The 23493-nt window shown below is 37.1% G+C and carries 22 protein-coding genes; 4 read left to right on the top strand and 18 right to left on the bottom strand.

Annotated features, from left to right (window positions below):
* Positions 1-62: 62 nt before the first annotated feature.
* Complete coding sequence (gene uspE, locus QUE72_RS08445) at positions 63-992, top strand: universal stress protein UspE (protein ID WP_286272739.1); 930 nt, start codon at positions 63-65, stop codon at positions 990-992.
* Positions 993-1383: 391 nt separating this feature from the next.
* Here uspE and QUE72_RS08440 read toward each other — a convergent pair whose 3' ends face one another.
* Positions 1384-2397, bottom strand: coding sequence for an IS110 family RNA-guided transposase (locus tag QUE72_RS08440; protein WP_286271214.1), 1014 nt, complete (start codon positions 2395-2397; stop codon positions 1384-1386).
* A 307-nt stretch (positions 2398-2704) separates the two neighbouring features.
* On the opposite strand from QUE72_RS08440, the gene QUE72_RS08435 reads away from it, so the two are divergent.
* Both QUE72_RS08435 and ttcA read left to right on the top strand, forming a co-directional pair.
* Positions 2705-3883, top strand: coding sequence for an IS4 family transposase (locus QUE72_RS08435; RefSeq protein ID WP_286269174.1), 1179 nt, complete (start codon positions 2705-2707; stop codon positions 3881-3883).
* 345 nt (positions 3884-4228) lie between these two features.
* A complete protein-coding gene (gene ttcA / locus QUE72_RS08430; protein WP_286272737.1) occupies positions 4229-5125 on the top strand; it encodes a tRNA 2-thiocytidine(32) synthetase TtcA in 897 nt (298 codons plus the stop codon).
* A gap of 107 nt (positions 5126-5232) precedes the next feature.
* Here ttcA and QUE72_RS08425 read toward each other — a convergent pair whose 3' ends face one another.
* From QUE72_RS08425 to QUE72_RS08390, 8 genes are all read right to left on the bottom strand, one after another.
* A complete protein-coding gene (locus tag QUE72_RS08425) occupies positions 5233-6366 on the bottom strand; it encodes a PepSY-associated TM helix domain-containing protein (protein WP_286272736.1) in 1134 nt (377 codons plus the stop codon).
* A 77-nt stretch (positions 6367-6443) separates the two neighbouring features.
* On the bottom strand, positions 6444-8453 hold the full coding sequence (locus tag QUE72_RS08420) for a TonB-dependent receptor (protein ID WP_286272733.1): 2010 nt from the start codon (positions 8451-8453) through the stop codon (positions 6444-6446).
* A 145-nt stretch (positions 8454-8598) separates the two neighbouring features.
* Positions 8599-9936: a histidine kinase sensor domain-containing protein gene (locus tag QUE72_RS08415; protein WP_286272731.1), complete on the bottom strand. Its 1338-nt coding sequence runs from the start codon at positions 9934-9936 to the stop codon at positions 8599-8601.
* Positions 9933-10619, bottom strand: coding sequence for a response regulator transcription factor (locus QUE72_RS08410; RefSeq protein WP_286272729.1), 687 nt, complete (start codon positions 10617-10619; stop codon positions 9933-9935). The genes QUE72_RS08415 and QUE72_RS08410 overlap by 4 nt, the downstream gene beginning before the upstream one ends.
* 148 nt (positions 10620-10767) lie before the next feature.
* Positions 10768-11586, bottom strand: coding sequence for a glucosaminidase domain-containing protein (locus QUE72_RS08405; protein WP_074495874.1), 819 nt, complete (start codon positions 11584-11586; stop codon positions 10768-10770).
* Positions 11587-11608: 22 nt separating this feature from the next.
* Positions 11609-12397 (bottom strand): hypothetical protein, encoded by a 789-nt coding sequence (locus QUE72_RS08400; RefSeq protein ID WP_074495872.1) that lies wholly within the window; start codon positions 12395-12397, stop codon positions 11609-11611.
* Between the two features lie 100 nt (positions 12398-12497).
* Positions 12498-13070 (bottom strand): DUF1415 domain-containing protein, encoded by a 573-nt coding sequence (locus tag QUE72_RS08395; RefSeq protein WP_074495870.1) that lies wholly within the window; start codon positions 13068-13070, stop codon positions 12498-12500.
* Complete coding sequence (locus tag QUE72_RS08390; RefSeq protein WP_286272723.1) at positions 13063-14853, bottom strand: ABCB family ABC transporter ATP-binding protein/permease; 1791 nt, start codon at positions 14851-14853, stop codon at positions 13063-13065. Before QUE72_RS08390 ends, QUE72_RS08395 begins: the two co-directional genes overlap by 8 nt.
* 173 nt (positions 14854-15026) lie before the next feature.
* Here QUE72_RS08390 and QUE72_RS08385 point away from each other — a divergent pair, with 173 nt between their 5' ends.
* A complete protein-coding gene (locus tag QUE72_RS08385; protein ID WP_286272722.1) occupies positions 15027-15548 on the top strand; it encodes a DUF2937 family protein in 522 nt (173 codons plus the stop codon).
* Here QUE72_RS08385 and QUE72_RS08380 read toward each other — a convergent pair.
* From QUE72_RS08380 to QUE72_RS08340, 9 genes are all read right to left on the bottom strand, one after another.
* Positions 15545-15970, bottom strand: a complete 426-nt coding sequence (locus QUE72_RS08380; protein ID WP_286272720.1) for a DUF1801 domain-containing protein — start codon at positions 15968-15970, stop codon at positions 15545-15547. The two genes, QUE72_RS08385 and QUE72_RS08380, sit on opposite strands and share 4 nt — an antisense overlap.
* A gap of 71 nt (positions 15971-16041) precedes the next feature.
* Entirely contained in the window at positions 16042-16332 is a 291-nt protein-coding gene (locus tag QUE72_RS08375; protein WP_074495866.1) for an integration host factor subunit alpha, read from the bottom strand.
* Between the two features lie 3 nt (positions 16333-16335).
* Positions 16336-18735 carry a phenylalanine--tRNA ligase subunit beta gene (gene pheT, locus QUE72_RS08370; RefSeq protein WP_286272717.1) on the bottom strand — a complete coding sequence of 800 codons (2400 nt, stop codon included), beginning with the start codon at positions 18733-18735 and terminating at the stop codon, positions 16336-16338.
* 11 nt (positions 18736-18746) lie between these two features.
* Positions 18747-19727: a phenylalanine--tRNA ligase subunit alpha gene (pheS, locus tag QUE72_RS08365; RefSeq protein ID WP_074495864.1), complete on the bottom strand. Its 981-nt coding sequence runs from the start codon at positions 19725-19727 to the stop codon at positions 18747-18749.
* Between the two features lie 284 nt (positions 19728-20011).
* Positions 20012-20371 carry a VOC family protein gene (locus QUE72_RS08360; protein WP_074495863.1) on the bottom strand — a complete coding sequence of 120 codons (360 nt, stop codon included), beginning with the start codon at positions 20369-20371 and terminating at the stop codon, positions 20012-20014.
* A gap of 15 nt (positions 20372-20386) precedes the next feature.
* Entirely contained in the window at positions 20387-20593 is a 207-nt protein-coding gene (locus tag QUE72_RS08355; protein WP_074495909.1) for a DUF6500 family protein, read from the bottom strand.
* A gap of 144 nt (positions 20594-20737) precedes the next feature.
* Positions 20738-21319 carry a hypothetical protein gene (locus QUE72_RS08350; RefSeq protein ID WP_286272714.1) on the bottom strand — a complete coding sequence of 194 codons (582 nt, stop codon included), beginning with the start codon at positions 21317-21319 and terminating at the stop codon, positions 20738-20740.
* 86 nt (positions 21320-21405) lie between these two features.
* Positions 21406-21684, bottom strand: coding sequence for a hypothetical protein (locus tag QUE72_RS08345; RefSeq protein WP_286272713.1), 279 nt, complete (start codon positions 21682-21684; stop codon positions 21406-21408).
* 89 nt (positions 21685-21773) lie between these two features.
* On the bottom strand, positions 21774-23327 hold the full coding sequence (locus QUE72_RS08340; protein WP_074495859.1) for an HD domain-containing phosphohydrolase: 1554 nt from the start codon (positions 23325-23327) through the stop codon (positions 21774-21776).
* Positions 23328-23493 lie beyond the last annotated feature (166 nt).

Below are 23493 nucleotides of genomic sequence, written 5' to 3'. Positions count from 1 at the left end.
CGAGAAAAATCAACAGACCCTAACTATAATTAATCATTAAAGACACTATTTTGGAGTCAACAATGGAAAAATATCAAAAGATTTTAGCAGTCATAGATCCTACTACTGAAGAGCAAAAAGCACTAAAACGTGCAATAGAACTTGCTCATAAAACACAGGGCAATATTGTCGCGTTTCTGTCTATTTATGATTTTTCTTATGAAATGACTACCATGCTATCAAGTGATGAGCGCGAAGCAATGCGTCAATCATTAATTGATGACCGTAAAACATGGCTTGAAAATATTATCGCCCAAGAAAACCATCAAGGCCTAACAATCAACCACCAAGTTGTATGGCACAACAGACCATTCGAACCCATTATTGAACAAGCGATTCATCACAACGTTGATATTGTCATCAAAGGTACCCATGAGCATGACAAGTTGAAGTCCGTTATCTTTACACCTACTGATTGGCATATTTTAAGAAAATGCCCTTGTCCTGTTTTGTTGGTGAAAGATCATAGTTGGCCTGCAAATGGTAATATTGTTGCGTCAGTTAATGTGGGTAGTGACGAGTCAGAGCATACCTCGTTAAATGATATAATCACTCAAGAGGCTGTTCTACTTGGCAATATCATCCAAGGTAATGTGCATTTAGTGAATTCATACCCAGGAACACCGGTAAACATTGCAATTGAAATTCCTGAATTTAACGCCAACGAATACAATGATTCAATGCGACAACATCATCAACAAGCCATGCAAAATCACGCGACTAAATACAGTATTTCAACTGAAAATACCCATGTAAGAGAAGGGTTACCAGAAGATGTGATTGAAGAAGTCTCTCAACAACTTGATGCAGAACTCGTCGTTTTAGGAACAATAGGGAGAACGGGAATTTCTGCTGCGTTAATTGGAAATACTGCTGAGCATGTTATTGACCGATTAAATTGTGATGTATTAGCTTTAAAACCTGAAGGATACAAATCCCCTTTACAAGATTAATCTATCCAAAATTTCATTGTTATTGAGCAAATAACTATTTAACGAAGGCTTATGTTTGTAGGCCTTCTTATCGTTAAATAATAACAATAATAAACAATATTCATTAGCTCTAACGCTTTAATACCTATATGGACTCTCTCCGATTGCAAGATAGTAATTGATAGGGTTTCAAAGTTCATTGCTGCCATATATTCGGCTTTTTTATGAGCGGATTTATCCGCTCTAGCCCTGATGGATATCCGCCCCTATTACCTTATCAATCTCGACGGCTTCTAACAGCCCTTGGTATTATCAGGTTTTAATAGAGCGGCTCTGAACCGTTTTCCGTCAATATCTATCTTTGCAATTTTTGCTTTTGAATGTTATTCCGTTTTATCTGTGATTGTTTGCTTTAAGCAAACTTATAATCTTCTTCCTTAACAACCATAGCCCATGCCATTCTTGCCATCTTATTGGCTAAGGCCACTACCGCTTTATTAAACGGCAGTCGTTCACGTAGACTACTCGCCCACTGACTCACTTTATCGGTTTTATTCCCTGCTTTTACTAATGCAGCCCTGGCACCGTTAATGAGTTGGGTTCGTAAATAAGTATTCCCTCGTTTACTAATGCCTTTTAAGTTTGGGTTGTCTCCCGTTGTATGCTGTTTGGCCACTAAACCAAGCCATGCAGCAACATGACGGCCATTTTTAAACGCTTTTCCATCACCAACTGCGCTATAAAAAGCCGTTGCGATGATAGCGCCTATCCCTGTCATTGTTTTTAATCTTTCGCATACTTTCTTTGTCTTACTAAGTGTACTTAGCTCTTTGTCTAATGCCTTGATTTGCTCATCGAGTCCAGTTAATTCGTCATACAAATTGGATATATGTCTGCGTGATAACACGGTGAGTTTATTCTCTGCATCTTCTAAAATATCAGGTACAGCTTTTCTCACTTGATTTGCCCCTTGAGCGATACTTATACCGTACTCAGCTAATAACCCTCGAGTTTGATTGATTAATGCGGTTCTAAATTTTATTCGTCGTTCTCTGATTCGATGTAAAAGTTGAATATCTTGCTGCTCTACATTTTTTATCGGAACAAAGCGCATATTCACGCGTTGTGATGCTTCAGCTATCGCCTCCGCATCATTAAAGTCATTTTTATTACCTTTTCGATAAGGAACAACATATTGCGGTGCAATGACTTTAACTTCATGACCGTAACTTTTTATAGTTTGCGCCCAGTAATTAGTGGAGCCACAGGCTTCCATAACAACAATCGAAGACTCTAAATTAGCAAAGTACGCTTTAATATTCGCACGTTTCAGCTTTTTCTTTTTGAGCACCTTTCCCATGTTTGATAACCAAACTAAATGAAAAATGTTCTTGGCGATATCTAAACCTATTGTTACTTTATTCATGTGACTCTCTCTACTTTGTTTATGCGAAAACTTACCCCTAACTACTATGGCGCATTATGACGCCGATGGGGAGTGGAGAGAGTCCATTCCATTAATTCGCATAAAGATTAAGTCAGTTCAGAGCGATGTCAGAGGTGGGAGAATAAGCGAAACGTGTGCAGGTATAGTTGTTCTACATCAAATACGTTTTGCGCAATTATCGCGCCTCTAACACGCTCCCAAAGGGCTGACGAATCCCCAAAAAATGACAGGCACAACATTTTATGATCTTATTAGTTCGTCAAAACAAAAATAAGAGTAAAATGCTATGCCTGAATCCTTACTTTGCCATAACTTCTTTGATAAGTCCTTATCGAATTTCAATCAAGCGAGAATGAAGACACTTAAAGCATGCTCTGAAGCACTTATAGCGTCTGATAGATTAACCTTAACAAGTTTGGGGCGTTACTTAGCTGGGCGTGCGAACATTAAGCATAAAATAAAAAGGGTTGATCGTTTTCTTAATAACGAGCATTTGTTTAACCAACAAGTTGAAATATACGCTTCGTTGGCCAAACCAATCATTAGCAACTTGCCTTATTTAGCCATTGCAGTGGACTGGAGTGGTTGTTGTCGTTCAGATTACCACCTGCTTAGAGCGAGTTTACTCGTTGACGGCCGTTCTTTAGTGCTTTACAACATGGTTGTTGAATTAAAAGATTTTGATACGCCAGAAACCAATGCCAGATTTTTAGACAACCTCCTTCAAGTTATTGGTGAACACCGGTCCGTTTATATTTTGTCAGATGGTGGTTTTCTTACTCCTTGGTATACTAAAGTCCGTTCATTAGGATGGCACTTTATTGGCCGTCTCAGAGGCACGATGACATGTAAGTTAGAAGGTAAAAATACTTGGGAAAAACTCCCTGCCTTTCATCAGGGAGCGAGCTGTCAACCAACTCGACTTGGCAAAGCGAGGGTTACTCAACACAGTCCAACAGCATGTGATGCATTTCTCCATTTGTACAAAGGAAAATACAAAGGACGAAAAGGGAATAGCCGTTTTACTAAAGATACTCGCATGTATCGACGGCATGCTCATGAGCCATGGTTACTCGCAACATCAGATAATACACTCACTAGTGATCAAGTAATTAAGTTGTACAGTAAAAGGATGCAAATTGAGCAAAACTTTCGCGATGACAAAAGCCAACAATATGGCTTTTCGTGGCGGTTTAGTAAAACACAAGGCGTAAGGCGAATGAGTGCCTTGTGCTTAATTGCATGTTTAGCCAGTCTATTACTTTGGTTTGTTGGCTTTGAAGCGGAGCAGCGCAATTGGCAAATAATGTTTCAGGCTAATACGATAAAACACCGCAGAGTTCTATCGTTTCTTACATTGGCGAAGCAAGTAATTCGGCATAGACTCCACAAAATTAAAAATCACTATCTACAGAAAAGTCGAGAAAACTTTTTAGCTTATTATCAAATATGTTCAGTTATATAAAAATGGGGATCCGTCAGCCCAAAGGGCGAGTTTAAACGCTTCATAGCCTGTGTTGTTGATTTTGAAAAGGACGCTACAAGGATGTAGCTTATTAGAGAACGCAGGAGCACGTTCTCCTGAATAACCATTCTCTGCAATCAACGCCGTGCCTCTAAAGCGTTTAATTCTCGCTGAATGACCGAATATTTGTGCGAATTGGTATAATACGGTAAATAAAACAATTAATTAAAGTATTTTCCGTGACTTTTGGAATCAAGCTAAAGCCTATTCTTGTATTTTTTACTTATCATCATCTTATAGACACTTTATAATGGCGCCCATTTCCGTTTGAGATGCCAAATACACATGACAAACACTGATACCCGAAAAGATAATTATGAAGCTAACAAACTGCAAAAACGTCTACGCAGTAAAGTAGGAAAGGCAATTGCTGATTTCAATATGATTGAAGAAGGCGACGTAATTATGGCTGCGATCAGTGGTGGTAAAGATTCTTTCGTAATGCTTGATACGCTTTTATACTTAAAGCGAGTTGCGCCGATAAACTTTGAAGTGGTAGCTGTAAACCTTGATCAAAAGCAACCGGGCTTCCCGGAACATGTGTTACCAGCTTACTTAGAACAAAAAGGTATTGATTACTATATTATCGATAAAGACACTTATTCAGTGGTAAAGCAAAAAATCCCAGAAGGAAAAACCACCTGCTCTTTATGCTCACGTCTTAGAAGAGGCTCCTTATATGGTTTTGCCGAAAACATTGGCGCGACAAAAATTGCATTAGGTCATCACATGGATGACATTGTCGAAACGTTGCTAATGAATATGTTTAATAATGCAAAGTTGAAAGCCATGCCACCAAAACTACTCAGTGATGATAAACGTAATATTATCATTCGTCCGCTTGCCTATTGTCGGGAAAAAGATATTGCAACACTAGCAGAAATTAATGATTACCCTATCATTCCTTGCAATCTTTGTGGTTCTCAAGAAAACTTACAAAGAAAGAAAATCAAGAAAATGCTATCTACATGGGATAAGGAATCTCCAGGTCGAGTAGAAAATACGTTTAAAAGCATACAAAATATTAGCCCTTCTCAGCTTTCTGACAATAGTCTTTATGACTTTTCAAATTTATCTATTGATAGAACGCAAGCAGCAAAAGAACATGAATTTAGTGGTGTTGATATTTCTTCATCAAATTTGATCGATATAAAAAATATAGAAATTATCGATGTTTCTTAAAAGAAGCATCGCTTAACGTTATTTAGCTGGTAAGTTTGTAACGTTTTATCATTTAACTACTTTTTGTGTTTAATAATGATTACTGTTCTAATTAATCGTTCTAAATATCACCTTTTCTTTAACGCCTTTCTCTTCATTGGCTTAAATAATCGGCGCCAAGATAAAATTAAACCTGTAAACACAAGAAAACACGCAGCTAGTGATGCTAACCCCGCGATGGTTTGGCCAATCAAGCCATAATACTCACCAGTATGTAAAAACCTTACCACACCCCATGCTTGATCGCCTTTTGACCAATCTTGTCCTCGTTTTACGCGTATTACCTCTGCAGTATCGTTATCTAAGAACAGTGCATAAGCACGTTCATAGCTATTACCTAAGCTTGGATCAATCCAGAAGCGCGTATTTCCCGTTTCTCTACCAAACTCTAACCACATTGAGTGCCAGTCACCTACACCGTTATCGATGGCGTGTTGCTTCGCGACAGTAAATAAATTTTCGTATGACTGCTTTCCATCAATGAGTTCAACCGGAACTCGACGTTCTCTTGGGCCTGGCGCATCTTCACCATACACTCCATAAAGTAAATCATTTGCCCAATGAAAATGGAAGACAGTAGCAGTCGTCACAATTATAAATAAAGGTAGAATTGCCCATACACCAAACACATGATGCCAATTAAAGTACTTAGCATGTCGACTTTTGAATTGTTTTTTAAAAAATAATTGTGTCTTAATTAATCGCCATTTAAAGTAGCGTGGTAACCATAAATACGCGCCGGTAACAATAAGAAAAATAAACAGCAAATTACTATATGCGGTAATTTCTTTACCGATAGATTGCTTACTTCCTTCAAGGGCTAGCCAGCGATGAAGATCAGTAATGAAATGAAGGGTTTCAACAATCCAACTTTCGCCCTTTAGAATGATTTCACCCGTATATGGTGATAATAAATATCTATTCGGTCCCGCCCAAACCGGTATGGCACGCTCTTTTTCCTTGAATTGATGAATATAGAGATGATTTTCATCCGGATGTTTTTGGCGAATAATGGATAATACTTGATCCGTATTTAAGCGTTGTTGGCCAGCCTGCGGTTTAACACTATGTCTTGCATCATCCCACTCTTTAATTTGTGCTTCATAGGTTAATAGAACCCCTGTAGCTGACATGATAAAAACCACAACACCTACTGTAAGCCCTATCACTAAATGCGTCCAAAAGATCATTTTTCTCAGCATTTTATTAGCCCTTATAAAATACTAAACGGTAATCACTAAAAGTGATTACCGTTGTTTAATTGATTTAGTTAAAAATGTTAGAAGTTATAGGTTAATGAAACGCGGATATCGCGCCCCGCCTCGTATAAACCTGACACCCCTTCCCAGCCAGGCACATCGTTATAATCACCAACACTTGAATGATCAATATATTGCTCGTTAAGTAAGTTGGTGACGGTTAGGTTAACTAAAAATGACTCGTTAGGCTCCCACTGCAGGTATACATCATGTACTTGATAACCTTTCTTATCTATTTCTGTTGTTGTTGGTGTCCAACCAATATCAACTGCTCGATGAAATACTTCAATATCGTTCAAATCTTCAACGTATTCTAAGTTCCAACCCATTTCAATCGTGTTAGAAAGCGCGTAATTGACGTTAAAGCCCCAGGTATCACCGCGTACATTAGCTAAGCCAATATATTCATAACCTTCAACCTTATTGCCGTTTAATTCAGCATCGCTATTTGCGTAGTTTGCTACAAATTGAAAATCGCCAATCCAGTAACCAACTTTCAATTCAAAACCGTCGGTTTCTAATGTACCCACATTCTCATAATAGGTACCTTGACCTAATTGATCTAAAATAACGTTATCAATATCACTTTGATATACAGATGCAACAATATTCCAATGCTCATCACGATAAGTTAGGCCTAGTTCAGTATTATTCACTTCTTCTGCTTCTAATTCTGGATCAACCGTTACATATCCAGCCTCAATAGTAAAAGAGTCACCAATTTCTTTACCACGCATTGCTTGAGCATAGCCTAAATTAAGCGTCCAATTATCATTTAACGTATATTGAATTCCTAAGTTTGGACTAACTCCATCACTGTCTACTTTATTATCATAAGTAACTTGATCTAACTCGTATACATCATATCTGAGGCCCATACTGAATAATAAATCACGAGTAAGTTGCCAATGATCTTGTATATATATTCCAGTGACAGTGCCTGTTTCTTTTGCACCGGCATCACTTGGCGCGCCAGCTGTTACTTCGTCATCTCGATATTCAATACCATAAGTTAACGCATGTTTACCTAACTGGCTGCTATTTCGAAAATCAAAACCTATCGAAGAAACTTCACCTTCATATATACCCCACTTGTCATAAATATCTTGTTCAACACTCGCTTTGGTTGTATAAATACTTGTTTCTAAATTGACAAGATTATTAGCCGTGTATGCGTGATTAAATACCAACGTATCTCGCTCAACGGTGATTGGATATAAAGGGTTCCAGCTTGATTCTGGCCAATTAGGACGTTGTACAAAATCTCCTTCTTCTTCTCGAGATTCATAGCTAAAACTTAAGCTTTGATTTTCATCGATGTCGCCGCTAAGTTTGATAAAACCTAAGCTTTGCTCAGGATCAGTTCCTGAAACTTCATTACCATCACCATCTTCCATGTTTTCACGATCGGTATACACATAGGAAGCTATTACGCCCCAGTCATCATTAAATCGACCATAGAGTGCAGCACTACCTTTGTAGCCTTCATTGCTAAAATAATTGGCCTTTACTTTTCCACCAAAGCGTTCACTGTCTTCCAATACATCATTTATATTTTTGGTTTTAAAACGAATTGCGCCACCTATTGCGCCAGATCCAGCCGTTGCTTCTCCAGCCCCAGCTTGAACTTCAACTTCTTTTAATAACTCAGGGTCAATAGATAAACGTCCAATATGGTGAAAAAGCGTACTCGTTTGTGGCGCACCATCTACCGTAACGTTTAATAAAGTATCTTCCATACCACGGATATAAACTTTTTGAGCAATACCAAGCGAACCACCAACAGACACTGAAGGCACTAATCTAAAGACATCAGCTAAATCATTAGCTTGGTATTTTTCTAAATCTTGTGTGGTAACTAATGTATTCGTGGTTTGACCAACAACAACAATAGATTCAATGTCATTCTTGTTCTTTTGGTCTGTATTTCTATCGATATTGCCTTCTGCAAACGCTTGTTGCCCGCTAAGTGCAAACAAAATCGCTACGGAAAGTGGCTTAATACCACCGTTTAATAATGTCGGATTCATAAGAGACCTATAGTTTTCTGGTTGTCTTTTTAAAATTACGAATACGAATTATTGTCATTTACAGCAAGAATAACAGCATCTTTACATTTTTTACATTTGTTGTTCAATAAGGAATAACTTATACCCGACAATTAACAGGCACTAGTTATTTTTTTGGGATCGTAATTACCATTGCTAGACCGCCACTTTTGCGATTACTAGCAATCACTTCTCCTCTGGTTGCCGATAATTGCCGCTGTGCTAGCGCTAAACCTAAGCCAAAACTATTTCCGTTACGTTCTCGTGATTTATCTACCCGGAAAAATGGTTTAAATATTGTTTTTAATAAATCCTTAGGTACTCCCGGGCCACGATCAAGAATAGCTATTTCATATTTATCGTTTTGAACGAGTAAGTTTATCTCAACGACTTTATCTTTAGGGGTATAACGAAGTGCATTACGTAATATATTTTCAATCGCTTGACCAAGTGCGCGATGATTGGAGTTTTCAATCAAGGCGGTATCAGGCAATTGACTAATGATGTTTTTATCTGGAAATTCAAATATCGCGTCTGCAATTAATACATCAAGTAAATCTATTAAATCAAGCGATTCATTTTTTAGTTTGGGGTTTTCATTTTCTATCCATGCTAGTGACAACGTATCTTCCACTAACCTTCTAATGTGCTTTGATTCTCTCGCTATACGTTTGATATTACCTGACGCTTGTTCATCATTAACTGTCGCTAAAGCAATATCTAACCTTGTTAAAGGTGTTCTTAACTCATGGGATAAATCAGCGATAAGTTGCCGTTGATTTAAAATTTGTTCTCCAATGCGACTTGCCATGTCATCGAAAGTTTTTGCTAAATCAGAAAATTCATCGTTGCGCTTTCCCATAAACTCACTTGCTCGAATGTCTAATCGCCCTTCACTGAACAGGCGTGTTGCAGACTGCAACTGTAAAAGTGGTTTCATGATATAGCGATAAAATAAAACACAGAGCAACGCTAATAAAATTGTAGGTATAATAATTTGAATGGTTAATTGAATATATCGCCAATAAGCGCCAGGCCGCATTCTCTTTGGTAGCTGTATCAAAAAATTAGCCCTAACGTTCTCAAAGGCCACTTCCATAACAGGATTGTAGTCAAGGTATAAGTGTATCTTCCAATCAACACTTCGACCAAACATTGGATCTCCTTGATACACTTCTTTAATGGGATCACCTGCAATATTCGCATAGTCAAAACTAACCACAGACACCCAAGTGTTCTCTTGCTGTTTAAGTGCTTCCAAAAACTGACTCAGCTTCGCTATATCACCCGACTTATACATTTTTTCGGCGCGTCTTCCCCAGTCAGTGATTTGCTGCCGATGCTCTAAAGCCAACATGCTCATGCCTTCTTCAGTGCGTGATGTCAGTAGATTAATAAAGTAAAAAAGCGCCACAACTCCGGTTGCAAAGATAATACACATTTTCCAGAACAGTTGACGACTCATACAAAGCTATACCCTTTACCATGACTCGTTTTTAAGCGTCCTCCAGTTCCATTTACCGTATTTAGTTTTTTACGCACACGACTTAAGTGCATATCTAAACTGCGATCGTATTCACCTATACTGCGATTTAATACTTGTTGATACAAATACGCTTTACTAAGCACTTGGCCTCGGTGCAAAAATAGCTCCCACAGTAACTTAAACTCTATCGGGGTAAAGTCGAGTGTTTGTTCAGATATTGATACCGATAAGGTTCTCGCATCTAATGCTAAATTATCTTCGGCTAACGTTTTGACATCTTCGGCTGGCACATTTGAGACACTTCGCCTAAGAAGAGCTTCAATCCTTAAAATTAACTCTCTTGTATTGAACGGTTTAGCCACATAATCATCGGCACCTTGGCTAAATCCTTCTATACGCTCTTGTTCTGCTCCTTTTGCCGTTACCATAATGACGGGAACTTGAGTCGTTTTTCGTAACATTTTAAGCAAGGTCAAGCCATCTAGTACTGGCAACATAATATCTAGCAAAATTAATTGATATTGTTGACTACTCGCTTTAACTAACCCTGATTCTCCGTCATAACATTGATCTACTAAAAAGCCATTAGCCTGTATTAATTCCCTTAGTTGATTATTAAGCTCTATGTCATCTTCAATGATCAATATTTTTACTCTGCTCATTGCTCAATATTCTCTTTTATACAGATGGAAAATAGAATATAGGGGTCAGGTACAATTAACAAAATTGTACCTGACCCCTTAAATTAAAATTGTACCTGACCCCTTAAATTAAAAACCATTGGTGAGCAATGGTTTTTTATGTGTGATATTAATGAATGTACACTCTATTATGTCTAAGCATTTCGGATATTTCTAAAATATAATCAGAGCCTCGCTCTGAATAAGGTAACAAGCCTGTCACTAATAATGATGATTCTACCGGTAAGTTTTTCTCTCGAAGTTGACTGCGTATTTGACGTAGCACTTTATAAGCAGCGTTTGTGTTTATATTTAACATATAATGCGCTACAGCTTTTTCAATACTGGTAAATGCTGCAACTTCATGCTTTAAACCTTCATCTCGGCTACCAGGTACCATGCCGCAACCTTTTTTATAACACCAAATCCCAAAAAAATTTAACCCGATCCGCGCAAACCTAGAGGTTCCCCAAGCCGACTCATTAGCTGCTTGAACTAATACTAATGGCGTAGGTACTATATCAACTCGTGTTAATAATAATCTTACTTTTTCCGCAATAGACAACCGCGTATTAAGTTTATATTTTAACGCTAATGCTTCTACTTTTAGCGCATGCTCATGAGATATTTCGTGTTGATAGGTCAATTGTTCTTGCCAACCAAGAAGCGACTTTCGAAGCTCAACTAAGCGGTTATTTTCTGCAACAACTGCGGGTTTAAGAAATTCAAAAAATGCAGTTTTCTTTTGTTTTATGTGTCGAAAATCAGCAAAACGCGGTAATACAACATCATGTAACGGTTGTTCACCCATTAACTCTTTATCAGGTTGTTTCGGGATTGGAATTTTTTCATCAACCTTGTATTTATCTTGCTCAAATAAAGGTTTAATTACCGCCCATAAACATAAAAGGCCAAATAGCCCAAGTATTGAGTGCTTTAAAAAACTCATGAATGATTAAACGTCCTGTCGATTAAGCTGAGAAAGTGGAATCAAGAGGGTTATCCCCTCCTTTAGCGACTGACAACTGCATACCAAATATTTCACGATATAACACCCCCTTAACATTATAAAACATAGGGGCAAGATAGGTCAGTGCGAATATAGTTATTACCCCACCAAGTAAAGAAATTGAAGTGTTAGCAAATAAAACAACCGGTAAAAAACTAGCAATGAGCAATAAAAATAAAATCAAAAATAAAGCAAAAATATTAAACCATTGATGACGTGTCGCTTTTAATGAAAGTACGATGGCTTTCATTGGCGACAAACGCTTCTCAACAACCAAGGGTAATACTAATGATAAAGCAACCATTAAGTAAATTCCCGGCAAATAGTATAGTGTCATACCTATTGCGACTATGGTTGAACAAAACAATGCACTCACTGCTACCCAACTTCCACGCTTTAAAAAGCCAAAGACTAGCTTAGGATGCGTTTTTAAGCCGACAGCATGAAAAATTCCCATCATTTCAACCCCCACTAGGAAGGGGTAAACCACCAGTGTCACGATGATATTTAATAACGCTGTTGCTTGTTGATCTTTCAGTACAGCCTCAATGCCTCCAAAGTACTGACTTACCAGTAGAGAAACAACGACACCAAGCATAAATACAAAAATCAAACCAAGGTTAATGGCGGTACGTGAACGCATAGTGTTTTCCCACGCTTCATTTAATACTGCTTTAACATCAATTGAATATTCACCTTTGACGGCTTTTTCTATATCGCCACCTACGTTAATTACCGAGCGCTCTTCCATACCAACCTATATTTACTCATCACTTTTTCACAAAATATTATGAACAGTGATGTGAACTACAAAGGTGCAATTATACCTAATTGAACACTGTTTATAAAAATTATTTCTTTTTATTGTGCACCTGTTGCAAAATATCATCTAAAACAGCTTTGAAATATTGCGTACCTTTGTTATTTGCTAACGTTATATTTTCTTCTGGGATTAATTCAGGTTGTTTATAGCTTTTTAATGCTTTTTCCATACTAGCTTCACGTAAAATATGCAAAATAGGTAATGGGGAGCGATTGGTATAATGACTTGCATTTGATGGCTCTTCGCCTTCAAATGTGTAATCTGGGTGAAATGTCGCTATTTGAAAAATACCCTCGTATCCACAGTCGTTTAATAAATCATTAGCATAATCAACAAGTGCAAGAAAGTCTTCAAAGTCATTAAAACCTTGATTAAAAATTACCAGGGTTGTTTCAACTTCTGGAAGTTTTACCAGTTTCTCTACTTGTAAAATAAATGCTTCAAGTGCGGGCGTAAAACGTCTGGACTCACATACATGATATTCAATCGTTTCATTGATTAATTCTTTCTTGGCAAATGGACAAAAATTTAATGCCACTACAATCTTTTCAAGCCACAGCCTTGTTGCTTTGACGGCTTCTTCTGGAGTTAATTTATCCATCTTTACTATCACTTTTTTGTAAATGCCACATACTATAATATCTACCTTTATTATTCAGTAGCTCTTGATGGGTACCTTGTTCAATTATTTCACCTTGATGCATTACCACTATGTTGTCAGCATCAATAATAGTCGACAAACGATGTGCTATCGCTAAACTGGTATGGTCACTAGATAAGTCCTTTAAAGCGGCTAATATAGCTCGCTCTGAATGAGAGTCGAGTGAAGATGTTGCTTCATCAAACACGATAATTTTAGGGTTTTTTAAAATTGTTCTAGCAATAGCTACGCGTTGCTTTTCGCCGCCTGATAATTTTAACCCTCTTTCTCCTACTGTTGTATCAAAGCCTTTAGGAAGTTGCTCTATAAACTGGCTTAAATGGGCAAGTTCAGTAGCACGTGCTACTTGTTGATCACTCGCTGTAGGGTTTCCATATCGAATATTTTCTCGGATAGTATCGTTAAATAGCACAGTATCTTGTGGCACTATTCCTATATTTTCACGTACTGATTGCTGAGTTACTTGTGTAATATTTTGATCATCAATAAAAATATTACCTTGTTGGCTATCATAAAAACGAAATAACAATTTCACTAACGTTGATTTTCCTGATCCGCTTTCCCCAACAATTGCAACCCTTGCTCCTGCGGGTATTTTCAATGAAAAATTTTTGATAATTGGTCTTTCGTGATGATACGAAAATCCTACATTATCGAAAATAATTTCCCCGTTGTTCAATTGTAAATTTGAAGCACCTTCACGATCAGAAACAGTTGGTTTTGCATTGAGTAAACCAAACATTTGCTCGATATTTGCAAGTGAGCCTTTCATTTCTCGATAGACAAACCCTAAAAAATTTAATGGGATGAATAATTGCATCATAAATGCGTTAACAAGCACAAAGTCACCTAACGTCATTTCACCGTAAGTTACTTGGTGTGCAGCTAATCCCAGCATTGCTGTCATCGCTATTGAAATAATAAACGCTTGACCACCATTAAGTGCAAATAACGTTAATCTGTTTTTTATTTTTGCTTGCTCCCACATTGCTAGTTGTTTATCGTACGCCTTGGCTTCATATGCTTCGTTAGTGAAATACTTAACTGTTTCGTAGTTTAATAAACTATCAATTGCACGGGTATTACTTGAAGAGTCGGCTTTATTTGCTGCCCTGACATATTTGGTTCGCCACTCTGTCGCAAACACTGAGTACGCAATATAAAATACGATTGAAAGCAAAGTAATGAGTGCAAACCATAATCCATAATTAATTAGCAATATAGCAATGACCATGGCAATTTCGATTAATGTTGGCAATACATTAAACACCATGAAACGCATTAAAAAACTGATACCGGATGTACCGCGATCAATATCTCTTGATAAACCACCTGTTTGACGTTCAAGATGAAAATTTAAATCCATCGCATGTAAATGTTCAAAAACTTGCAAGCCTATCCGCCTAATTGCTCGTTCAGTTACTCGACCAAATAAGGTATCTCTGATTTCTGCAAACAACACAATCGTTAAGCGTACTACTCCATAGGCTGCCACTAAGCCAAATGGGACGATAAACAATTTATTTTCTAACTGTGAATCTAATGAATCAACGATATCTTTGAGAATAAACGGTAAATACACACTGGCCACTTTAGTTGCTATCAAACACAACAGAGCAATACCAATTCTAACTTTAAATTCAAGCAAATATGGGATCAGTGACTTTACAATGCGCCAATTGAAGTGGGTAGGTTCTTGTTCGTTATGTTGCATTCGTCTCATATTGTGCTCGTTAAGAAATTTAACAAAATCATATCTATTAGCCTAAAGGTAACAACTGTTTTCTATAACTAACTTAAACCATTCGTAAATTCTAGCTTAAGTACCGGTGACCTTTAAGACAACAAACAATCGGTGTATTATGGGGCGAAGTTTACTAAAGACAATGGGTAATAATGTCATTTATTCATCAGCTTATTGATAGGTGTTTATTTACCATAATATTTATTATGGGTATTCAGTGCCCTGCCTTTCTAACACAGTATATTCAACAACTTTCTGGACGTTTAGAAGAAGCTAAATGGCAGCTTTCACAATATCAAACCTTAGCAGACATGCATTTTAATGGTAGTTTATCTAAACTTACTGAACATTACCTTTCAAATAGCGACACCATTATTAACAAAACAGGTATGATCGTTAATGAACTAATCAATCGTCGTGATTATTTAACATTTCAATTTACCAGCTTACATAATCAACCTTATTTAGAGCAACTATGGTTTTTCAGTACAAATTTTGATGACAGTATTGTCCAGCAAACCTATACAATGTTTAGCTTATCAATTCCCTTAACAATAGAAGCGTTGTGTACAGGTTTTTTCATTGCAATACTCGTAATGAGTTTACTGAAACTATGTTTATACAGCTGTAGCTGTATTTATCAGCGAATGTTTAAACAAGTTGAGACAAATTAGGAAGTATGATCAGGATATTTCTGTTTTATATCGATTATCGATTTTTGTAGAAATATCATTAACGCTTCTATGTTTATTTTATCTAAACGGTTGATATATAGACATGATTTTGCAGTTTTAACGTTACCAATGTCTCTAAGGTAATCTTGATAATGATCAAAGCCCTGCATGATATATAACGAAAGATTTTGCTTTCTTGGCGAAAACCCCGTGAGCATCCACTTGTTAATCCCCTTACTATTTTGATATTGGTATTGACCAAAACCAATAATCGCACTACCCCACATTACAGGTTTGTAACCTGTTAATTCTGTGAAGATAGACAACAAAGTATGGGCATCTTTTCTGCGCACTTCGTTATCAATAGTTGATAAAAAGTGATGCACATCATGCTGTGTAGGCTGTGTTTTAATCTCAGTCATTAGAATACTGATACTATTTTCTTTTCATTATATAAAAGGTTACCGAAGTAACCTTTTATATAAACCTAAGGCTACCCGTTACCGTCTTCGACACGGCTTTTTAACTTTTGCCCAGGTCTAAAAGTAACAACACGACGAGCGGAAATTGGAATATCTTCACCCGTTTTAGGATTACGCCCTGGGCGTTCACTTTTTTCGCGAAGATCAAAATTACCAAAACCAGACAATTTAACTTGCTGCCCAGCCTCTAGTGTTTCACGAATTTCTTCAAAAAATATTTCTACAATATCTTTTGCGTCACGTTTACTTAAACCCACTTTTTCAAATAAATGTTCTGCGACTTCTGCTTTGGTTAGCGCCATTGCTTAATCCCTCAGTGATGCATTTAGCTCATCTTTTAACGTTTCGACCACTCGATTTACAACATCATTGATATCTTTTTCTTCAAGAGTCTTTTCATGATCTTGTAGTATCATGGCAATAGCGAGGCTTTTAAAGCCATCATTTATTCCATTGCCTCTGTATACATCGAACAAGTTTAGATCAACTAAATAATTTCCGCCAACATTTTCAATGAGTTGTAACACTTTTTTTGCATCAACACTCTCTTCAACGATGACAGCAATATCACGTCTATTTGCCGGAAAGCGAGAAATATCGCCTGCTAGCGGGATGTTCAGTGTTGAAATTTCACTCAATAAAAGTTCAAAAACTAATGTGCGGCCATTCAAGCCTAATTTTCTTTCTAATTCAGGGTGTAAGGTACCAACATGACCAATTAGCTCACCATTTTTCAAAATAGCAGCTGTTTGTCCTGGGTGTAATGCATCATGTTGACCTCGTTCAAAGGTGTAAGCTTGGCTATTTGCAGTTCTTGCCAATAACGATTCAACGTCTGCTTTGATATCGTAAAAATCGCTAGCTGACTTTTCCATATCCCAATGTTCTTGATTGCGGTTGCCCGAAACTACACCTGCAATCATTTGCTGCTGACGAACGCCGTTTTCTACGCTTTCGTCAGGCACAAAACGTAAGCCCGTTTCAAATAAGCGTACACGTTGTTGTTGACGATTTTGATTATAAACAACCGATTGTAATAGCCCTGTCCATAAGCTTAAACGCATAACCGACATTTCAGATGAAATAGGATGCGGTAATGTCATCACCTCTTGTTCTGGATGAATAAGCTGCTGTACTTTAGGATCAACAAAGCTGTAGGTAATCGCTTCTTGATAACCTCGAGTGACTAATGTTTGACGTAAACGTTTTATTGGTAGTTGTGCTTCTTTACGATCACACATGGCTAATGTTGCTTTTGGCGACGTATTAGGAATATTGTTATAACCAAAGATACGCGCAACTTCTTCTGTTAAATCTTCTTCAATCGAAATATCAAAACGATATGTTGGTACACTTACTTGCCACGTTTTATCTGCAAAGGTAACAGTAAAACCTAACCTCGTTAAAATTTCGATAACCTGTTCGTCAGAAATATGATGACCAATACGAGAATCTAGTTTACTTCGACGAAGCGCAATTTGCTTAACCTTAGGTAGATACTCTGAAGCTACAGCTTCAACAACAGGGCCCGCTTCACCACCAACAATATCAAGTAATAAACCTGTTGCGCGCTCCATTGCTTGGTGCTGTAATTCAGGGTCAATGCCACGCTCATAACGATGTGATGCATCTGTATGTAAACCATATTGGCGCGCTTTACCTAAAATAGCTAAAGGAGCAAAAAAAGCACTTTCTAAGAAAATATCTTTGGTGTTACCCGTAACACCAGAATGTAAACCACCAAAGATACCAGCAATGGCTAACGCTTTATTATCATCAGCAATCACAAGTGTTTGTTCATTTAACGTGACTTCATTTTCATCCAGTGTGGTTAACTTTTCATCAAGCTTTGCATAGCGTACATCAATACCACCTTCAATGGTATCAAGATCAAAAGCATGCATAGGATGCCCTTGCTCAAGCAACACATAATTCGTGATATCAACCACCGGGTCGATAGAACGAACACCACTACGGCGAAGCTTTTCTACCATCCACAATGGTGTTTGGGCATCTACATTAATGTTTTTGATCACCCTACCTAAATATCGAGGACATGCTTGTGAAGCCGATAATGTGATTGAACGCTTGTCGTCGATTGTAGACGGAACACTGGTAATATCAGGTTCATTGACGGCTAAACTATTTAAAACACCTACTTCACGAGCTAAGCCTTTTAGCCCTAAACAATCACCACGATTAGCTGTTAAATCAACATCAATAGTGACATCATTTAAATCTAAGAAATCACGAATATCTTCACCGATAGGTGCGTCTTGTGATAACTCGAGAATACCATCACTTTCTTCTGCTAAGCCTAACTCTGACTCACTACAAAGCATACCAAATGAAGGCTGACCACGCAGTTTTGCTTTTTTAATTTTAAAATTTCCCGGTAGAACCGCACCCACCATAGCGACAGCAACTTTTAAGCCTAATCGACAGTTTTTTGCACCACAAACAATATCAATTAATTCGCCATCTTCGCTGGCGCTGCCGACATTAATTTTTGTTACTTGAAGTTTGTCAGCATCGGGGTGCTGACCACATTCAACCACTTCACCTATCACGACGCCTGAAAATTCACCGGCAACGGGTTCTACCCCATCAACTTCTAAGCCTGCCATGGTGATTTGGTGGGTCAATTCATCCGAAGATATTGCAGGGTTTACCCACTCTCGTAACCAAGATTCACTAAATTTCATGAAGAATTGCCTTACTTAAATTGTTTCAAAAATCGAAGATCGTTTTCAAAGAATGCGCGTAAATCATTCACGCCATAACGAAGCATGGTTAAGCGTTCAACGCCCATACCAAAAGCGAAGCCTGAATAGACTTCAGGATCAATACCTACAGATTTCAAGACATTAGGGTGCACCATTCCACAGCCTAAGACTTCAAGCCATTTACCATTTTTCCCCATTACATCAACTTCAGCTGAAGGTTCAGTAAAGGGAAAATAAGAAGGTCTAAAACGAATCTCTAAGTCTTCTTCAAAGAAGTGATGAAGGAAATCATGCAATACACCTTTTAAATGGGTAAACGAAACATCTTTGTCTACCATCAACCCTTCAACTTGATGAAACATTGGCGTATGGGTTTGATCATAATCATTACGATATACTTTACCTGGTGAAATAATACGTAATGGAGGCTGCTCTTTTTCCATAGTACGAATTTGTACACCGGAAGTTTGCGTGCGTAAAACTAACTTAGGGTTAAAGTAAAATGTATCATGATCTTGACGTGCCGGATGATGCTCAGGGATATTTAACGCATCGAAGTTATGAAAGTCATCTTCAACTTCAGGGCCTTCTTTAACAGCAAAACCTAAATCACCAAAAAAGCTTTCAATACGTTCTATCGTACGCGTTACTGGGTGCAAACCACCTAACTCATTAGTGCGCCCTGGCAAAGTAACATCAATAGTTTCTGCTGCTAGCTTTTTATTAATTGCTTCAGTACGTAATAATTCACCACGAGCTGTTAACGCTTTTTGCACTTGTTGCTTCGCTTGGTTTATTACTTGACCTGCTTTTGGCTTTTCTTCTTTAGGTAACTTACCTAGTCCTTTCATTAACTCGGTAAATTGCCCTTTCTTGCCAAGAAAGCTGACACGTACCTGATCTAATTCTTCAGGTGAATTAGCAGCGGCAATAGCTTGCTCTGCTTGTAATATTATATCGTCTAAATTCATGATTTCCTCTAAAGCGGTGAGTTACACCGTTCTTTGGCTAGACTCATTGATTGTTAAAAAATAAAGGTCAAAGATTTTACACAAAAATGATCGCATAAAGTAGAGTAAAGCAGCGCTTTTTTATAAATAATTCACGATCTTGTCATGTAATTTAGTCTTGAAGGAGACTTTTTACCTAAATTTGAATTATGTTAATAGGTAAGTACCGATATTTACTGATGCTGACACGAATTACAGCCAATGAGAAACACACGAACTATAGTTCAAGTAGTAGCGACTTTAACTTAGTTTTGACTTTCTGACCAAACAGCAAACTCATTACCACTTGGCTCAATAAAGTGAAATCGACAACCGCCTGGAAATTCAAATATTGGCTTGTTTATTGTGCCTGCATTTTCCTTAATTTTAGTCAACGTTTGGTTTATATTGCCTGTATAAAAAACCAACAACGCACCTCCGTTATCGCTATGGTTACGCTGTTCAGATAAATAAAAACCACCATCTAAACCTTGATTAGAAAATGAAGTATATTCAGGACCATAATCAACGAACTGCCAATCAAAAACCTGGGTAAAGAATTGCTTTGTGGCTTGAAGGTTACTCGCGGGGAATTCAACATAATTTAATTTTTCATGTTTGTTCATCATCTATTTCTCTGCTTATTTGCCAGATTTAACCAGTTGTTTTATTTTAATCGCTTTTTCAAAATGATCTAATTGATGGGTTTGTATCCACCATGTAGCGACTTCCATTAATAATTTAGGATCATCATTTTTATTGGCAAAAAAAGCATAAAACGACAAGCCAACATTTTCCCCCTTATGTGCAATTTTTTTATCACAAACAGTAATAATTTTGTCACGCATATTATTATTCACAATTTTTGGTCCTTTGATAATACATAACTGACTTAGCCTTTTCACACGCTTAAGCATACTTAAACATTAATAGTTAACAATTAAAGATATCTACTATAAATTTTTCATATTAAGCGATTTTTTAATGGTTATTTAAATACCGCTAATAATATTTGGGTCTGTTGAATATTTAACAATGAATTGTTTGAATTTACGATATCCTTCAAGGTCAAAGTTCGTAGAACATTCATTCATAAAGCCATGTAAATAATGGGATTGGATTATGTTCACCTTGTTTTTATCTGTGATCGCTAATTTAAATGCAGTGATATCAAAATGCCTTTCTTTAATTGGACAAATTACGTTTACTGCAAAGGTAGGTTCAATATCTAGAGAATGTCTAATTTGAGAGCCATAAAATAGAAACGCATTCTGAATAATCCCCTCATAATGACGGTCTGAAATTCGCCAAATTATCGATGCACCAACACTGAAGCCAATTAACTGCACATTATAATTGGTATTCAATAACACTTGGTGAAGTTTTTCAGTGTAACCCTCTAAACCAACATGTTCAGTAAAGTATTGATACGCTTGTTGTTCATCTGCAAACGTCATTTTTTTACCATTGTAGGGATCAACAATAATCGAACTGAATGGCAGCGCATCGACAAATTTTTCTAGGGCACCTGTTCGACCAAAAATATCAGATAACACAATATGTTTATTAAACACGGGGCTATCAACCTCTATGATTTTTGAAGTATTTATCTAAAAGCACTTTTTATCTATTATACAAAAACAATTTACTTTCAATGCATTTAAGTTCCGCATTTAATGGTTTTTTCACCTGCGTGGTAAACATTATTTACAGCAACATAGACACCCGAAACTACCGCTGACGTTGGCATCGAAATAATCGAAAAAAACTCATCATTCCAAGCATAGAAGCTAGTATCGCCTTCCATTAAATTAACCACTTTAAGTGTTTTTTGATCGGTAGACAGACCACATTTATATTTAGGTACATCTGCCACTTCAGGCACTACAACACAAGCTGAAGTAAACAGGCAAATACATATTATCAATAGTATGCGCATAGTAATCCCTTGTAATTTATGGGAAAATAAATTCACTAACTAAGCTGGATTAAGCAATTTTAATTACGATTAATTAAACACCAGTTTTATTAGTTTTCTGGCTTGGTATCCGGAATATTCTCTTTTATTTGAGTAAATTCATCAAAGTGTTTAATAAAAATATCTACTAGCTCTGGCTGAAATTTCTTCCCTCGTTGTTCCTGCAAAAATTGTAAAATATCTTTGTTGTCCCATTGTTTTTGGTAAACACGCTTTGTACCTAAGGAATCAAATACATCTGCTATCGCCATGATCCTAGCTTCAAGCGGAATATTTTCTCCCTCTAAACCATCGGGGTAACCAGTACCATCCCAATTTTCATGATGATATTTTGCCATTCGCGCTGCAATACGTGAAATTTTCTCTTTCGAACGTTCAAGTAAATCACTCCCGACGACGGTATGGCTTTTCATTAATTGCCATTCTTGTTCATTAAGTTGATCTGGCTTTTGTAAAATATTATTAGGTATCGCCACTTTACCAATATCATGTAATGGTGCTGCTATTTTAATCGCGGCTACAAGCTTATCTTCTAAACCAAGTTTCGTTGCCACTAGTGCACAAATCTCAGCCACCCTTTTAACATGTGCACTTGCTTTCTGTGACTTACGTTCAATCGCTTCACCTACAATGCATAACAACTCTTTCTGAGTGAGTTCTAATTCATGTTGTTTTGTTAAGCTTTCTAATATCAACGCAACATTCGTGGCAAATAATTCAGCTAAATTTGAACGAAAGTGCTCGGCATCATCTTCAAATTCAATGTACAAAACAGAAGATGCGTTAGATGACGTTTCATAGTACCCAACAAAACATTGATTTTCATAAAAATGCTTCTTCTCATCAAACGCTTTTTTGATCAAGTTTTTCACTGAATCATCAATGTCAGAGTTTTCTAAGCAGTCAGATTCGACAACATATTTTCCTGTGCAAGCAATGATCAAGTTAGTGTTTTCGTGATCAAGCTCACGTTGACTACGAGCTATGTATAAAGCAGAACTTTCAATATCCATTAAGGTTAACAAGTGATTTAGCGCAGCAGAGCCAAAAGGTTTGAATTGATTAATTCGTAATAAATCATGAGTAGATAAAATTAGTTGTTTAAAGGCATCTAAACTACGTTGGATTGTCATGATATCGCGATAAGCACGAATACCTGCATACACAGAAGTTGTCATTTTACCTGCGGTAAAATCAGTTTTTTCTTTGTAATCGTTTATATCAAACTCTTTAATTACTTTTGCTTCTGGAGCCGTACCCGCTTGGCCAGTTCGTAATATTAACCGAATCGCTTGATTACGTTTTTCTTTGCGTATCCATTCAACTAACTCTAAACCTGCATGGTCAGTTTCCATCACAACATCCACAAACGCCATACAAAAGCTATCATCATTTGCTAATACTTGTTTGGCCTCTGCAGAAGAATAAGCAGAGACAATATCTAACTTTCTTCCTTCAATATGCGCGTCACTTAACACAAGGCGGGTAATTTGATGAACAGATTCATCGTCATCAACCACAAGGATGCGCCAAAAACGCTCTTTTTTTGGCGCTGACTCAGCGGAGCTTTCTTCTATTTCTTCCTTAAAAATAAATTTAGACATTTGCTTCTCATCTACTCCGTTAGCGTTAACTTTTTTAAATATAAGTGTAGATCATATTTACGTTAAACTTATGAAAAATTGAAGATATTTATTTGTTACCTTAAAACATTACCTGACATTACCCTTTATTAGCAACGATAATTTTAAGGTATATAAAATCACACAC

It is taken from the genome of Thalassotalea hakodatensis (genome assembly GCF_030295995.1).
Classification (GTDB): Bacteria; Pseudomonadota; Gammaproteobacteria; order Enterobacterales; family Alteromonadaceae; genus Thalassotalea_C; species Thalassotalea_C hakodatensis.
This window is presented reverse-complemented; position numbering and strand designations above follow the sequence as displayed.